General features: G+C 68.7%; 14 protein-coding genes and 1 pseudogene. 6 read left to right on the top strand and 9 right to left on the bottom strand.

Annotated elements, in window-relative coordinates; translation table 11 throughout:
* The coding region (locus ACIQ3R_RS07940; protein WP_397417090.1) for a PLP-dependent transferase at positions 1-611 on the bottom strand (611 nt) is incomplete at its 3' end.
* Between the two features lie 82 nt (positions 612-693).
* On the opposite strand from ACIQ3R_RS07940, the gene ACIQ3R_RS07935 reads away from it, so the two are divergent.
* Complete coding sequence (locus ACIQ3R_RS07935) at positions 694-1,794, top strand: amino acid ABC transporter substrate-binding protein (protein WP_397417088.1); 1,101 nt, start codon at positions 694-696, stop codon at positions 1,792-1,794.
* 74 nt (positions 1,795-1,868) lie between these two features.
* Here the strand turns inward: ACIQ3R_RS07935 and ACIQ3R_RS07930 are convergent, their stop codons facing one another.
* The 4 genes from ACIQ3R_RS07930 to ACIQ3R_RS07915 form a co-directional block, all read right to left on the bottom strand.
* A complete protein-coding gene (locus ACIQ3R_RS07930) occupies positions 1,869-2,267 on the bottom strand; it encodes a GNAT family N-acetyltransferase (RefSeq protein WP_397417093.1) in 399 nt (132 codons plus the stop codon).
* 102 nt (positions 2,268-2,369) lie between these two features.
* Entirely contained in the window at positions 2,370-3,206 is an 837-nt protein-coding gene (sseA, locus tag ACIQ3R_RS07925; protein WP_397417086.1) for a 3-mercaptopyruvate sulfurtransferase, read from the bottom strand.
* Positions 3,203-4,210: a cysteine synthase A gene (locus tag ACIQ3R_RS07920; protein WP_397417084.1), complete on the bottom strand. Its 1,008-nt coding sequence runs from the start codon at positions 4,208-4,210 to the stop codon at positions 3,203-3,205. Before ACIQ3R_RS07920 ends, sseA begins: the two co-directional genes overlap by 4 nt.
* Positions 4,211-4,252: 42 nt before the next feature.
* Positions 4,253-5,464, bottom strand: coding sequence for a class I SAM-dependent methyltransferase (locus tag ACIQ3R_RS07915; RefSeq protein WP_397417082.1), 1,212 nt, complete (start codon positions 5,462-5,464; stop codon positions 4,253-4,255).
* A 119-nt stretch (positions 5,465-5,583) separates the two neighbouring features.
* On the opposite strand from ACIQ3R_RS07915, the gene kdsA reads away from it, so the two are divergent.
* The 5 genes from kdsA to ACIQ3R_RS07890 all read left to right on the top strand — a co-directional run bounded on the left by kdsA (position 5,584) and on the right by ACIQ3R_RS07890 (position 11,182).
* Positions 5,584-6,438 (top strand): 3-deoxy-8-phosphooctulonate synthase, encoded by an 855-nt coding sequence (kdsA, locus tag ACIQ3R_RS07910; RefSeq protein ID WP_397417079.1) that lies wholly within the window; start codon positions 5,584-5,586, stop codon positions 6,436-6,438.
* A 33-nt stretch (positions 6,439-6,471) separates the two neighbouring features.
* Positions 6,472-7,947: a D-glycero-beta-D-manno-heptose 1-phosphate adenylyltransferase gene (rfaE2, locus tag ACIQ3R_RS07905; RefSeq protein WP_397417076.1), complete on the top strand. Its 1,476-nt coding sequence runs from the start codon at positions 6,472-6,474 to the stop codon at positions 7,945-7,947.
* Positions 7,944-8,945, top strand: coding sequence for an ADP-glyceromanno-heptose 6-epimerase (gene rfaD / locus ACIQ3R_RS07900; protein ID WP_397417073.1), 1,002 nt, complete (start codon positions 7,944-7,946; stop codon positions 8,943-8,945). The genes rfaE2 and rfaD overlap by 4 nt, the downstream gene beginning before the upstream one ends.
* Positions 8,946-8,985: 40 nt before the next feature.
* Positions 8,986-10,050: a DUF3089 domain-containing protein gene (locus ACIQ3R_RS07895; RefSeq protein ID WP_397417071.1), complete on the top strand. Its 1,065-nt coding sequence runs from the start codon at positions 8,986-8,988 to the stop codon at positions 10,048-10,050.
* 136 nt (positions 10,051-10,186) lie between these two features.
* Complete coding sequence (locus ACIQ3R_RS07890) at positions 10,187-11,182, top strand: NADP-dependent oxidoreductase (protein ID WP_397417068.1); 996 nt, start codon at positions 10,187-10,189, stop codon at positions 11,180-11,182.
* Positions 11,183-11,331: 149 nt separating this feature from the next.
* On the opposite strand, the gene ACIQ3R_RS07885 is transcribed toward ACIQ3R_RS07890, so the two are convergent.
* From ACIQ3R_RS07885 to ACIQ3R_RS07870, 4 genes and pseudogenes are all read right to left on the bottom strand, one after another.
* On the bottom strand, positions 11,332-11,934 hold the full coding sequence (locus tag ACIQ3R_RS07885) for a formyltransferase family protein (RefSeq protein ID WP_397417066.1): 603 nt from the start codon (positions 11,932-11,934) through the stop codon (positions 11,332-11,334).
* Positions 11,931-12,752, bottom strand: coding sequence for an MBL fold metallo-hydrolase (locus ACIQ3R_RS07880; RefSeq protein WP_397417063.1), 822 nt, complete (start codon positions 12,750-12,752; stop codon positions 11,931-11,933). The genes ACIQ3R_RS07885 and ACIQ3R_RS07880 overlap by 4 nt, the downstream gene beginning before the upstream one ends.
* The gene (locus ACIQ3R_RS07875; RefSeq protein WP_397417061.1) at positions 12,749-13,525 is read right to left on the bottom strand and encodes a TatD family hydrolase; all 777 of its coding nucleotides are present in this window, start codon (positions 13,523-13,525) and stop codon (positions 12,749-12,751) included. The genes ACIQ3R_RS07880 and ACIQ3R_RS07875 overlap by 4 nt, the downstream gene beginning before the upstream one ends.
* A gap of 7 nt (positions 13,526-13,532) precedes the next feature.
* Positions 13,533-14,110, bottom strand: a pseudogene (locus ACIQ3R_RS07870) (DNA polymerase III subunit delta'); the annotation flags it as partial.

Here is a 14,110-nt window from a genome sequence, read left to right as displayed (position 1 = left end):
CCCACATAGTTCGTGAGCGCCTGGATCGAGAGATCGATGCCGTGGTTCAGCGGCTTGAACAGGAAGCCCGCGCCCCAGGTGTTGTCGATGGCGGTCAGGATGCCCCGCGCCCGCGCCAGCTCCGCGACCCGTGGCGCGTCCTGCATCTCGAACGAGAGCGAGCCGGGCGATTCCATGAGAATCAGCCGCACGGCGTCCGACGCCGCCCCGACGAACGTCTCCGGCGTCAGGCGCGGGTCCACATAGGTGGTCGTGACCCCATAGCGCGCCAGCACGCGATCGCAGAACCGGCGGACCGGCTTGTAGATGTTGTCGACCACCAGGATTTCGTCGCCGGCCTTGAGGACGGCCAGGAGCGCCCCGGCGATGGCGGCCACGCCGGAGGGATAGAGCGTCACGCCCGCCGCACCCTCCATATCAGCCAGGGCGCTCTGCAGAGCCGCCTGGGCGGACAGGCCGGTGCGGCCATAGGTGATCCGCGCCTCATCGTCATAGAGCGACGCCGCGTCGGGCAGGAGCACCGTCGAGCCCTTCTGGATCGGCGGTCCGACGGTGCGGGCGGTGAGCCCTGCGGGCAATGGCGTGTGGATCAGGCGGGTCGCATCGGACATCCGGGGTTGCGGGCCTCCCGCCGCGCTGGTGAAAGTGGTTTCCCCTTAGACCGTCTCGCCTTCGCCCGTTCAAGGAGCGCCGATGATCCGCCGACTTGCGGTTGTGAGCCTTTCGCTTCTCGCGACCGCCTGCGGCCAGCCTACGCCCGCGCCGGAGCCCAAGGCCGCCTTGCCCGCAACGGCGGCCGCGCCCAGCGGCCAACCGAGCTATCGCGCCGCCGTGAGCGAGACCCTGATCGCGGTGCGGGAACGCGGCGTTCTGCGCTGCGGCGTGCATCCGGGCCTGCCGGGGTTCGCCCTCAAGGACGCGCGGACTGAGTGGCGGGGCTTCGACGTCGACACCTGCCGCGCCGTCGCGGCGGCCACGCTGGGGGACAAGACCAAGGTCGCCTTCGTCGTGGTGGGCGGCGCGGATCGCTTCGGTCCGATCCAGCGCGGCGAGATCGACATCCTGGCCCGCAATACATCCGCCACCTTCGCGCGCTCGGCCGGACTGGGCGTGAGCTTCCCGGTGATCACCTATCACGACGGCCAGGGGTTCCTCGTCGCCCGCGCGCTGGGGATGAACAGCGCCGAGGAGCTCGGCGGCGCGCGCATATGCGTTCAGGCGGGTACGGTCAGCGAAGGAAATCTGGCCGATTATTTCCGGACCCGCGGCATGACCTATCGGCCCGTGGTGACCAAGACCGAGGCGGAGGCGCGCGCCGCCTATGAGGCTGAGCGCTGCGACGCCTTTACAGCGGATATCTCGGCTCTGGCCGCGTCGCGCTCGGTGATGCGCAACCCGGGCGCGCACGTCATCCTGCCGGATGTCGTCTCCAAGGAGCCTCTCGGCCCCGTCGTGCGCCAGGACGATCCGGTCTGGGCGGAGATCGTACGCTCGACCGTCAACGCAACCCTTCTGGCCGAGGAGTTGGGCGTCACCTCCAGGACCGTCGAACAGGCCCGCGAGACCGCGACCGATCCGGAGACCCGCCGACTGCTCGGCGTCGAAGGCGATCTCGGAAAGCTTCTGGGGCTCTCACCCGACTGGGCCTATCAGGTGATCCGTCAGGTCGGCGCCTATCACGAGATCTTCCGCCGGGACCTTGGCGAGGATTCCGCGCTCAGACTGGAGCGAGGCCTCAACGCCCAGTGGAACGCGCCGAAGCCGGGGTTGATGTACGCGGTTCCGATGCGGTGACGCGGCCGTTCTGACGGCGTCGCCGTCACGTGCATCGGAGGAAAAGAACCCGAGGGCGCGGCTGCCGGAAGGGACTACAGATCCATCACCATCGCGCATCGGTCCTTCAGGCCGCGCGATGTCTCGTTGGCCAGGGCCTGCTGCACATCCTCGGCAGCCTCTGCCGCCGGCCAACCCCTGAATCCGAAGCGGGCGTAGTAGGGGGCGTTCCAGGGAATGCTGCGGAAGGTCGTCAGACTCAGGCGGGCGAGTCCCCGCGCAAGAGCCTCCGCCTTCGCGTGCGCCAGCAGCCTTCGGCCAAGCCCGAGCCCCTGGCGATCCTGGCGGACATCGAGCTCGTCGATGTGCAGACGGTCCCCCGCGATCCGCGCGGCCAGAAAGGCCACCGCCTCGCCGGCGTCGTCGACAACCCACAGCAAGCCGGTCTCAAGATGCGGCCTGTAGGCCTCGGCTGGAGCGACGGCTGTGAGCAGCTCCGGCGGTATGTCCCGCCCGACGAACTTCTGGGCGGCGGAGAGCTCGATCAGCGGCAGGGCCGTAAGGTCGGTCTCTTGGGCGGGGCGAATGTCGATGGATCAGGCTCCGGTGACGACCGGGGCGTCGGCGCGGCCGCCCCATTCGGTCCACGACCCGTCATAAACCGCCACGTCGTCCCGGCCCAGGCGGGCCAGCGCGAGCGCAAGCACCGCGGCGGTGACGCCCGAGCCACAGGTGGTGATGATCGGCCGGGCGAGGTCGACACCTGCAAACACCTCGGCAAGGGCCTCGCGCGACTTCAAGGTTCCATCCGGAGCGACCACCAGATTGAAGGGCACGTTGAGCGCGCCCGGCATGTGGCCAGACCGCAGACCCGCGCGCGGCTCCGGCGTCTCGCCTCGGAAACGCGGTGCGGAACGGGCATCCACAACCTGGGCCGAGCCCTCGGCAAGCACATCCCGCACGCGCTCAAGATCGACCACCAGAGACGGTATCGGCCGGGCCGCCACAGTCGCGGCCGCAGGCGCCGTCTCTGCGGTCTCCATGCCGCCGCCGGCCGCGCGCCAGGCGGGCAGGCCGCCGTCGAGCACGAACACCCTGGCGTAACCCATCACCCGAAGCGTCCACCAAACCCGCGGCGCCGACCAAAGGCCGTGGGCGTCGTAGACGACCACCGTCATGGCCGGGTCCAGGCCCAAGGCGCCCGCCGCCTCGGCGAACACCTCCGGAGCCGGCAGCATGTGCGGCAGGTCGGTGGTGAGGTCGGCGATGGCGTTGATGTCGAAGAATACCGCGCCGGGGATATGCCCGGCGGTGTAGAAATCCCGGCCATGACCCGGCTGGCCCAGGAGCGGGAGGGTTGCGTCGACGATCCGCAGGTCCGCCGCGCCAAGGCGATCCTTCAGCCAGTCGGCGCTGACCATGGGGTCGCTCATGCCTGTTCCATCCAGGTCGGAACCGGCAAGCCCTTCTCGCGCAGGAAGGCCGGATTGAAGATCTTGGACTGATACCTCTGCCCCTGGTCGCATAGCAGGGTCACGATGGTGTGGCCGGGACCAAGCTCGCGGGCCATGCGGATGGCGCCGGCGACATTGATGCCGGTCGATCCGCCCATCACCAGGCCTTCGTGCTCATGCAGATCAAAGATCGTCGTCAGCATCTCCTCGTCGGAGATCCGCCAGGCTTGATCCACGGTCAGGCCTTCCAGATTGGCGGTGATCCGGCCCTGGCCGATGCCCTCGGAGATCGACGAGCCCTCAGCCTTCAGTTCACCGGTGGTGTAGTAGCTGTGCAGCGCCGCGCCATGGGGGTCGGCCAGCCCGATCTTGATGTCCGGCTTCCGCGAACGGAGCGCCTGGGCGACGCCCGCCAGAGTCCCGCCCGACCCCACCGCGCACACGAAGCCATCGATCTCGCCGCCCGTCTGCGCCCAGATCTCCGGGCCGGTGCTGTCGATGTGGGCCTGACGGTTGGCGACATTGTCGAACTGGTTGGCCCACACCGCCCCGTGCGGTTCCTTGGCGTCCAGCTCGGCGGCCAGCCGGCCGGAGTACTTCACGTAGTTCATTTCATTGGCGTAGGGGACCGCGTCCACCTCCACCAATTCCGCGCCGCAGAGACGGATGGCGTCCTTTTTCTCCTGGCTCTGGGTGCGGGGGATGACGATGGTGCAGGCGTACCCCAGCGTCTTGGCGACCATGGCCAGTCCGATACCGGTATTTCCCGCCGTGCCCTCGACGATCCGCCCGCCGGGTTTGAGGCGACCGGCGCGCTCGTGGTCCCGCACCATCCAAAGGGCGGCCCGATCCTTCACCGACTGGCCGGGATTCATGAACTCCGCCTTCGCCAGGATCTCACAGCCTGTGAGTTCGCTGGCATGGCGCAGTCGCAGCAGCGGCGTGTTGCCGATCAGGTCGAGGATGGAGGCGGCGGCGGGCATTCTCACCTGTTTAGGCAAAGCGCGCTTTGCCGACCAGTGGTCTCAGACCCGCACCAGGTTCAACTGCACCACGTCGGTCCGCTGGGTGCGGAAGCCCGCCTCGCAGTAGCTCAGATAGAACCGCCACAGTTTCCGGAAGCGCTCGTCGAATCCGAGGCGCCGGATTTCGTCCCAGGCCGCCTCAAAGCGGGTCCCCCACTCAGCGAGGGTATCGGCATAGGAAACACCGAACCGGGAAATCGCGCCCCAGCCGAGCCCGGCCCGGTCGGTCGCGGCGCGCAGCCGCTCCTCCGAAGGCAGCATCCCGCCTGGGAAGATGTACTTCTGGATGAAGTCCGGCGTGCGCCGATAGTGATCGAACAGCTCCTCGCGAATGGTGATAATCTGGAGGCCGGCCTGGCCGCCCGGCTTCAGGCTGTCGCGAACCTTGTCGAAATAGGTCGGCCAGTAGCGCTCGCCCACCGCCTCGAACATCTCGATGGACGCGACACGATCATAGCGACCTTCGATGTCGCGATAGTCGACCAGCCGGATATCCGCCCGCTCATTGAGGCCCTGGCGGAAAATGCGTTCCTTGGCGAAGCGGAACTGCTCCTCGGAGATGGTTATGGCCGTGACCTTGGCGCCCACGTCCTTGGCCGCGAACTCGGCGAACCCGCCCCAGCCGCAGCCGATCTCCAGCACGTGGTGGTCCGGGTGCAGCGCCATGGCCTCGCAGAGGGTGCGATACTTGCGCTGCTGGGCTTCCAGGAGCGCCTCGCCACGGTGTTCGAACCGGGCGGCGGAGTAGGTCATCGTCGGGTCTAGCCAGCGAGAGTAGAAAGCGTTGCCCAGGTCATAGTGGGCGTGGATGTTCTTCTTGGAGCCTTCCCGCGTGTTCCCCCGGATTGCGTGCTGGATGAGGTTCAACGCCGCCATGAACGGGTTGCCGAACGCCACCTTCTCAAAGCGGGCGAAGTTCGACGCCAGCACCTCCAGCAGAGCCGAGAGGTCAGGCGTGTCCCATTCCCCGGCCATATAGCCTTCGCCGAAACCGATCGTGCCGTTGGAGATCGTCCGCTTGATGAAGTCGTAGTCACGGATGATCAGGCGTGCCTCGGCGCCCGGCTCGGCGCCCTCCAGGCGGAGTTCGCGGCCGTCCGGCAACACGAAGGTCATTGTACCCACCGCCCAGTTGCGGATCATCGTCCGCGCGGCGGTGCGGAAGGTCAGCGGCGTTCCATGCAGGGCCGCCGCGGCCGTACCGTTGATCATTCAGGGGTCCCCAAACACAAGCGGAGGATAAACAGCGCGTGGAGGGTTTACGGTCAAGGTGGACAATCGGACGCTCGCAAGAGACTTGAGGCGCGCGCCGGTCCGGGCCATCAGGATGTATGCCGCGCCTGACCCTTGATCGCTGGAACCTCGCCATCGGCGACGACGCACCGCTGTTGATCATCGCCGGCCTCAATGTGCTGGAAGATGTGGGGCTGGCGCTCGAAACCGGCCGCGAGCTCAAGACCGCCTGCACAGAGGCCGGGCTGCCGTTTGTTTTCAAAGCCAGCTTCGACAAGGCCAATCGTTCGTCCATCGACAGCTATCGCGGGCCCGGGCTTGAGGTCGGCCTGGCCATGCTCACTCGGATCAAGGACGTGCTGGACGTCCCGATCTGCACCGACCTGCACGAGATCGCCCAGGCCGAACCGGTCGCCAACGTCGCCGACGTCGTGCAGATCCCAGCCTTCCTCTGCCGGCAGACGGACCTCGTGGTGGCGACGGCGCGGGCGACGACCGCCAGGGCAGGCTGGCTGCACGTCAAGAAAGGGCAGTTTCTGGCGCCCTGGGACACCCGCGCCATTCTCGACAAGATCACGCAGGCGGCGCCGGAAGCCCAGACCATCCTCTGTGAGCGCGGCGCCTCGTTCGGGTACAACAATCTCATTGTCGACATGCTGGGCATTCCGCGAATGCGCGATCTGGGCGCCCCTGTGACCATCGACGCCACCCATGCCGTCCAGCTTCCCGGCGCCGACCCGCGCAGCAACAGCGTGGCCACCGGGGGGCGGCGGGAAGGCGTGCCGGTGATCGCCCGCGCCGCCGTGGCGGCCGGAGCCGACGGCGTTTTCCTTGAGTTCCATCCCGACCCGGACCGGGCCCTCTGCGATGGACCCAGCGCCTTGCCCCTGGCGGAGGCCCGGACGCTGCTGAGGTCGCTTGCGGCGGTGCGCGCGGCGGTGCGCCCCGCTTGACCGTCCCGCCAACGCGCCGCAGAGGCTAGGCCCATGGATCTCGCCGCCCTCCAGGCGCTGCTATCGACCCTGCCGGGCCGCCGCGTCGCCTGCATCGGCGACGTGATGGTCGACCGGTTTGTCTATGGTTCGGTGAGCCGCATATCGGCCGAGGCGCCGATCCCCGTGCTGGCGCGGGACCACGAGACCACCATGCTGGGCGCGGCCGGCAATGTGGCGCGCAACATCGCGGCCCTCGGCGGCAGCGTGGCCCTTGTCGGCGTGATCGGCGGGGACGCGGAGGGACATGAGACGCTGCGGCTGGTCGGCGCGGAGGAACCCGCCATCGAGGGTTACCTCGTCGTCGATCCCGATCGGCCGACGACGCTCAAGACTCGCTTCGTCTCCGGCGGACAGCAGTTGCTGCGCGTCGATCTCGAGGCCGCCCGGCCGGTCGCGGGCGACATCGAGGAGCGCCTGATTCGCACCCTGCGCGACGCGGGCCGGGGCGCAGGCGTCATTCTGGTCTCCGACTACGGCAAGGGCGTGGTCACGGAGGCGGTGATGGCGGCGGTTCGCGAGGCCGCCCTGGAAACCGGCGCAAAGGTGGTGGTCGACTCCAAAGCCCGCTCCTTCGCCCGCTACGGCGCCGTCGACATCATCAAGCCCAACGCCGCCGAGTTGGCCTATGCGACCGAACTGCCGGCCGAAACGGACGCCCAGATGGAAGCGGCCATCGCGCGCGCCTTCGAGCTCTGCGCCGCGGGCGGCATCGTGGTCACACGGGCCTCGAAAGGCGTGTCCCTGGGGCTTCGGGGCCAGCCTGTTCGCCATTTTCGCACCAGCCCGCGCGAAGTGTTCGACGCCTCCGGGGCCGGGGACACCACGCTTGCCGCCCTGGGCCTGGCCCTGGCCGCCGATGCGTCTGTCGAAGACGCCATCGCCTTCGCCCAGGCCGCTTCAGGCGTCGCAGTCGGCAAGGCGGGCACGGCCACGGTTTCACCCACCGAACTGACTCACGCCGCCCTCTCGGCCCATACGGCCCACGCCGAGGGCAAGGTGGCGACGCCGGAACACATGGCGGAGATCGCGGCCGGCTGGCGCGCCCAGGGCCTGAAGGTCGGCTTCACCAACGGCTGCTTCGATATTCTCCACAAGGGCCACGTGGCCTATCTCGCCGAGGCGCGCGCCTGGTGCGATCGACTGATCGTGGCGGTGAACACCGACGCCTCGGTCCGGGCCCTGAAGGGGGAGGGGCGGCCGGTCAACGATCTGGAGAGCCGCGCCCTCGTGCTGGCCGGCCTCTCCAGCGTCGATCTGGTCACCGCCTTCGCCGCGCCGACGCCGGTCGACCTGATCGCCGCCGCCCGGCCGGACGTGCTGATCAAGGGCGCCGACTATGCTGAGCACGAGGTGGTCGGCCACGAGCTGGTCAAGTCCTGGGGCGGCGAAGTGAAGCTGGCGCGGATTGTCGACGGGTACTCCACCACCGCCGCCATAGCCCGGATGACGGAGGGCCCGCGGGCATGAGCCGCAGGATCGTGTTTGTCACCGGCGGCGCCGGTTTCATCGGCTCCAACATCGCCGCGCGGTTCGCCGAGGATCGCGATCTCGATGTCGTCGTCTGTGACCGCCTTCGCGAGGCTGACACCGGCAAGTGGCGCAACATCGCCAAGCACCCGATCGGCGATTTCGTGGCGCCCGAGGCCATGTTCGACTGGCTGGAAACGCGCTGGCGCGACATCGAGCTGGTGGTCCACATGGCCGCGGTCTCCTCGACCACCGAGCCGGACGCGGACAAGATCGTCCATGCCAACTTCACCCTGAGCCGGGACCTCTACCGCTGGTGCGCCGACCACCAGCGGCGATTGGTTTACGCCTCATCGGCCGCAACCTATGGCGCGGGCGAACACGGCTTCGATGACGATAACGACTTTGAGGCCCTGGCGCGGCTGCGGCCCCTCAACACCTACGGTTGGTCAAAGGCGCTGTTCGACCTCTTCGCAGCCCGGCAGGCGGCGCGCGACTATGCGCCGCCCCAATGGGTGGGGCTGAAGTTCTTCAACGTCTACGGGCCCAACGAAGCGCACAAAGGCGCGATGCGCTCCGTGGCTTCACAGATCTGGCCGAAGGTGCGGGACGGCCAGAGCGTGCAGCTGTTCAAGAGCTATCGCGCCGACGTGCCCGACGGCGGACAGCGGCGCGACTTCGTCTATGTGCGCGATGCCGCGGACGTCGCTCGCTGGCTGTTCGACAACCCGGATGTGAGCGGCGTCTTCAATCTCGGCAGCGGTCAGGCCCGCAGCTTCGCCGAGATGGCGGGCCAGGTGTTCCAGGCGGCCGGACGCCCGCCCGAGATCGATTACGCCCCCATGCCCTCGGAGATCCGCGACAAGTACCAATACTTCACCGAGGCTCCCATGGCCCGGCTCAGGGCGGCTGGCTACGCGGCGCCGCTCACATCGCTGGAGGACGGCATCGCCGACTATGTCGGCCGCTATCTGAGCCAGCCCGACCCCTATCGCTGAGATGGCGCGTCGGCGCCGGGGCAGGGGACTCGCGTGGGCGTTGGCCGGCCTCGGAAGCGCGCTGGGCGTTCTGGTGTTCGGCGTCGTGCTGTTCTGGGGCGATCTGGTCTCCAGCGCGCTCGATCCGCAGGTGCCCTTCCAGACCTACACCCCGCCCACGGCGCCCGACTATGCAACCCCCGCGGCCTGGCATCTGCTTCCCGCCGGGCCGGCCCAAACCGGTGACGCCGACATCTTCTTCATTCCGCCCACCACCTATGACGGCGGGGCCAACTGGAACGCGCGGCTCAACTCGACTCGCACGAACCGCCAGTTCGAGTTGGTCATGGCGCCCAACTACGTGGGGCCCTTTGTCAGCGTCGGCCGCGTGTTCGCCCCGCGCTACCGGCAGGCGAGCCTCTACAGCCTGACGACGCTGCGCGAGGACGCCCGCGAGGCGCGTCGCTTCGCCTACGGCGACATCCGCGAGGCGTTCCGCCGCTATCTCGCAAAGGACAACGACGGTCGACCCTTTGTGCTGGTCGGTGTGGAGCAGGGGGGTACGCTGGGTTGGCGCCTGCTGGCCGACGAGATCGCGCCGTATCCGACGATCCGGCAGAGACTCGTCGCCGCCTATCTCATTGAAACCATCACGCCGGCCGACAACCCGCCGGTCCCGCCGTGTACGGCGCAGGCGCAGGCCGGCTGCCTCGCCGCCTGGGCGCGGGTGGGGGAAGGCGCCATCGACGACGGCCGCCGGATTCTGGACCGGGCCCTGGTCTGGGGCCCCTCCGGCGAGTTGGAGAACCTCGCGCCCCGCGCCGCGCTCTGCTTCAACCCGATCCTGGGCGCCGTCACCGACGCGACCGCGCCCGAGCGCCTGCACCTGGGCGCCGCCAACGCCACGGGCCTGGAGTGGGGCGCCCGGCCCGCCTTCATGACCCGCCAGGTCAGCGCCCGCTGCGACGGCGGCCTGCTCAAGGTGAGCCGCCCCCGCTCCGCCTCGCTGCAACAACGCGGCAACTGGGCGGATCGCCGGAAAGCCCCCGGTTTCAATCTCTTCTACGCTGATCTTGAAGCCGATGCGAAGCGCAGGCTGGCGGTGTGGCGGGGCCAGACACCCTAGCGGTCGCCCCCCTTCTTCGTCCTCGCCCTCCCGGGGACGGGGACCCCGCGAAGCAGGGTGGAGGGGGGACAGTTTACGCGCGCCGCTTGACCCAGCGCCCGCCTCGTGGCGGGTTCCGGACAAACAGGAGACGCCAATGCCCAACCGCCAGATCGTGCTCGACCGCCTGCCCAACGCAGACCGGCTGGCCGCGGACCACTTCGCGCTCAATGTCGCCGAGATTCCGACGCCGGGCGCGGGCGAGGTGCTGTTGAAGACGCGCTACATCTCACTCGACGCCGCCAATCGCGCGTGGATGCAGGGGGCCACCTATCGCTCGGCGCTTAACGCGGGTCAGGTGATGGCCGGCGGCGGACTCTCCGAAGTGGTGCAGTCCAATGTCGAGCATCTGAAGCCGGGTGATCTGGTCTTCGCCGACGCCGGCTGGCAGGAATACGCCGTGCTGCCGGGCAGGGGGCTGCAGGCGCTGCCTGACCTCAAACCCGAAACCCACCTTCTCAGCGTCTACGGCATCGCGGGCCTGACGGCCTATTTCGGGCTTCTGAAATGCGGCGAGCCGCGCCCGGGGGAAACCGTGGTGGTGTCAGCCGCCGCGGGCTCGGTGGGCTCGATCGTCGGCCAGATCGCCAAGATCAAGGGCTGCCGGGTCGTGGGCATCGCGGGCGGTGAGGCCAAGGGCCGCTGGCTCACCGACGAACTCGGCTTTGACGCCGCGGTCGACTACAAGGCGCCGGACTTCAAGCGGCAGCTTCGCGCCGCCGTGCCGGACGGCATCGACGTGTTTTTCGATAACACCGGCGGCGATGTCTTCGAGGCCTGCCTGTTCGCCATGCGCAACCACGGCCGGATCGCCTGCTGCGGCGCCGTCTCGCAATACGACGGCGGCCCGCCGCCGCATGGACCGCGCGGAGTCCCGGGCCTGATCGTCACCAAGCGCCTCAACCTGCGCGGCTTCGTGGTGATGGATTACGCCGCCGAGAACGATCAGGCCCTGGCCGACCTGCAGAGCTGGGTCGCTGACGGCCGGCTCAAGGTGAAGGAAGACGTGATCGACGGCCTGGAGAACCTGCCGAGCGCGTTGATTGGGCTGCTGGCGGGCGAGAACCTCGGGAAGCGTATGGTGCGGGTGTGAGGCGGAGCGCCGCCAGGCTGAGGGGCTGAGCCGACACCAGGATTCCTCCCGATCCGAAGGCCAGGGAGGGCGGCCTGATCGAGGGTCAGGCGATAGGCGCAAGCCTCTTCTGCCGTATCCGGTCTTCGCCTAAGGAAGATTATCGGAAATTATACCAGCCTTATCCCGGAGACGAGCTCCCGAAGCACCTTCAGGAAAAACTCCGGCTCCAGCGCCTTCACCCGCGCCTCCAGCGTCTCCGCCGTATCACCGGCCTCAACCGCCACGGTCCGTCGGGCGATCTCCGGTCCGTGATCATAGATCGCGTCCACGCCGTGCACCACGATCGCCGTCTCGCGCAGGCCCGCCGCGATCACCGCGCGATGCACCGCGGCGCCGTACATCCCTTCACCACCGAACGCCGGCAGCGGACCCGGATGGATGTTGAGGATGCGCCCCTCGTAAGCCTTGAGCGTCATCGGCCCCAGACGGCGCAGATAGCCCGAGAGAATCACCAGCTCGACGCCATGATCCGCCAGCGCCTCGGCCAGGCGCGCATCGGCGGCGTCCGCATCCGGCAAGGTCGGGATATGGAGCGCTGGCGCGCCGGCCTCCCGGGCCCACCCAAGGGCCTCGGACTCCCGACGATTGGAGACCAGCAGTCGCGCCTCGGCGTCCAATGTCCCGGCCCCGATCGCGTTAACCATGGCGCGGGCGGAAGACCCCGCGCCTGATGCGAGGAAACCCAATCTAAGTGGCTTTGCCAGCCTCATAAATCCGCTTCCAGCTCATGTATCACTTCTATTCCGTCGTAGGCGGGTTCCACGCCCGCTGGCAGCTCTCGGATCAGGGTCTGATAGTCCAGGTCGATGTGCAGGTTGGTGAGGATCGCCCGCTTGGGCTTGACCCGATCGATCCACTCCAGCGCCAGGTCGAGGTGCGCGTGGGTGGGATGCGGCCGGCGTCGCAACGCATCCACGATCCAGACGTCCAGGCCCTCCAGCGCCGCAAAGGCCGCCTCGTCCAGCCCCACCACATCGCTCGAATAGGCCACGTTTCCAAACCGGTAGCCGACCGAGCGCACGCCGCCGTGATCCTGATCGAAGGTCACCACCGGAATCACCCCCGAAGGTCCGCTCACCTGCCAATGCGCCCCGTGGTCCGGCAGCCGATGCCGCGTGCAGATGGCCGGATAACCGCCCTCGGCCTCGAACAGATAGCCGAAGCGGCGCAGCATGGTGGCCTCGGTCGCGGCGTCCATCCAGCAGGGAACCCTGGCGCGCTGGCGCAGGAAGAAGGCGCGCACGTCGTCGATGCCGTGCACCTGGTCGGCGTGATCGTGGGTCAGCAGGATCGCATCCAGCCGCCGCATCCCCGCCCTCACCGCCTGCTGCCGGAACTCCGGGCTCGCATCGACCAGCACGGTGGTCTCGGCCTCGGGGCTCTCCCCGACTCGCCGCACCAGGATCGAGCAGCGCGTGCGCGTGTTTCGCGGCTCCGCCGGATCGCAGTCGCCCCACTCGCCGTCGGCGCGCGGGACCCCGCCGGACGAGCCGCAGCCCAGGATGGTGATCTGAAGTTTGCCGCTCATGGCCGGGGGATTCGGTCGAAGAGGTTGAAGAAGGCGTCGGTCGTCCGCGTCTCGGCCTCGTCGCGCGACCAGCCACGCACCTCGGCGAGTTTTTCCAGCACATGACCGACGAAGGCGGGCTCATTGCGCCGCCCGCGATGCGGAACCGGCGCCAGATAGGGGCAGTCGGTCTCGATGATGATCCGGTCGCCCGGCATCTCGCGAATCACCGCGCGCACATCCCCGGCGGCCTTGAAGGTGGCGATGCCGGAAACGCTGAACCAGGCGCCCAGTTCGGCGCAGCGCCGCGCCAGCTCCGAGCCCGAAGTGTAGCAGTGCATCAGGATGCGAAACGGCCCCGCGGCATGCTCTTCCGCCAGGATCGCGCCCATCACCTCGTCCGCCTCTCGGGTATGCACCACCAGCGGCAGCCCGGTCGCCCGCGCCGCTGCGCAATGGGCGCGGAACACCCGCGCCTGGATGTCGCGAGGGCTGAGGTCATAGTGGAAGTCGAGCCCGCACTCCCCGATGCCGACCACACGCGGATCGGCGGCCAGCGCGATCAGGGTTTCCGGCGAGAGGTCAGGGGCCTCCTTGGCCTCGTGCGGATGGGTTCCGACCGTGCACCAGATGTCCGGCGCCTCGGCCACCGCGCGACAGGCGGCGTAGTTCGAAACCCGATCGCAGATATTGACCATCAGGCCGACGCCCGCCGCCCGGGCGCGATCAATCACAGCCTCGCGATCATCGTCGAACTGCGGCGCGTGGAGGTTGACGTGGCTGTCAATCAGCATGGAGGTCTCAGGCGCGAGCCGCCTGGCGGAGCTCTTGCAGCGCGGTGAAAAAGGCGTCGGCGCGGTCGAGATTCACGCTCTCGGCCTCGCGTGGGATGCGTTGCAGGCTCTCCCATGCCGCCGCCCAGGGATCAAGCCGCCCCTCGCCGACAGCCGCGCCCGAGCGCGCCCGCTCATGCACCCGCGCCGCGAGCCGGGAGAACAGCAGGGCGAAACGCTCAGCCCCCTCCCCGCCCCGGAACGTCTCGGCCAGGGCCAGGGCGCGGACCGGGTCGACCGCCGGGAGCGCGGCGATCAGCTCCCGCGCCGCGGCGTCCACCTCAAGCGCCTGACCCGCGGCCAGGCTCCAGGCCCGTCCCGGCGCGCCGCCGGCCATTTCGGCCAGCACCATGGCGGTCTCGCCGTCGACGCCCGCGCGGCCGCGCACAAAGGCCGCCGCCGTCTCCAGATCCAAGGCGAGGAACGCCAGCCTGCGACACCGCGAGCGGATCGTCGGCAACAGCCGCCCGGGCGCGTGACAGACCATCAGCAGCACGCCACGCGGCGGCGGCTCTTCGAGGGTCTTCAGGATCGCATTGGCCGAGC

This window comes from Phenylobacterium sp. (assembly GCF_044371015.1).
Classification (GTDB): domain Bacteria; phylum Pseudomonadota; class Alphaproteobacteria; order Caulobacterales; family Caulobacteraceae; genus Phenylobacterium.
The sequence above is the reverse complement of the archived record's forward strand: the minus strand, read 5'-3'. Positions and strand labels throughout refer to the sequence as shown.

Coding starts and splice junctions, on each gene's coding strand:
- ACIQ3R_RS07880 (WP_397417063.1), bottom strand. CDS start 12,752: ATGAGCGGCAAACTTCAGATCACCATCCTGGGCTGCGGCTCGTCCGGC.
- ACIQ3R_RS07935 (WP_397417088.1), top strand. CDS start 694: ATGATCCGCCGACTTGCGGTTGTGAGCCTTTCGCTTCTCGCGACCGCC.
- rfaE2 (WP_397417076.1), top strand. CDS start 6,472: ATGGATCTCGCCGCCCTCCAGGCGCTGCTATCGACCCTGCCGGGCCGC.
- rfaD (WP_397417073.1), top strand. CDS start 7,944: ATGAGCCGCAGGATCGTGTTTGTCACCGGCGGCGCCGGTTTCATCGGC.
- ACIQ3R_RS07885 (WP_397417066.1), bottom strand. CDS start 11,934: ATGAGGCTGGCAAAGCCACTTAGATTGGGTTTCCTCGCATCAGGCGCG.
- ACIQ3R_RS07915 (WP_397417082.1), bottom strand. CDS start 5,464: ATGATCAACGGTACGGCCGCGGCGGCCCTGCATGGAACGCCGCTGACC.
- ACIQ3R_RS07890 (WP_397417068.1), top strand. CDS start 10,187: ATGCCCAACCGCCAGATCGTGCTCGACCGCCTGCCCAACGCAGACCGG.
- sseA (WP_397417086.1), bottom strand. CDS start 3,206: ATGAGCGACCCCATGGTCAGCGCCGACTGGCTGAAGGATCGCCTTGGC.
- ACIQ3R_RS07920 (WP_397417084.1), bottom strand. CDS start 4,210: ATGCCCGCCGCCGCCTCCATCCTCGACCTGATCGGCAACACGCCGCTG.
- ACIQ3R_RS07875 (WP_397417061.1), bottom strand. CDS start 13,525: ATGCTGATTGACAGCCACGTCAACCTCCACGCGCCGCAGTTCGACGAT.
- kdsA (WP_397417079.1), top strand. CDS start 5,584: ATGCCGCGCCTGACCCTTGATCGCTGGAACCTCGCCATCGGCGACGAC.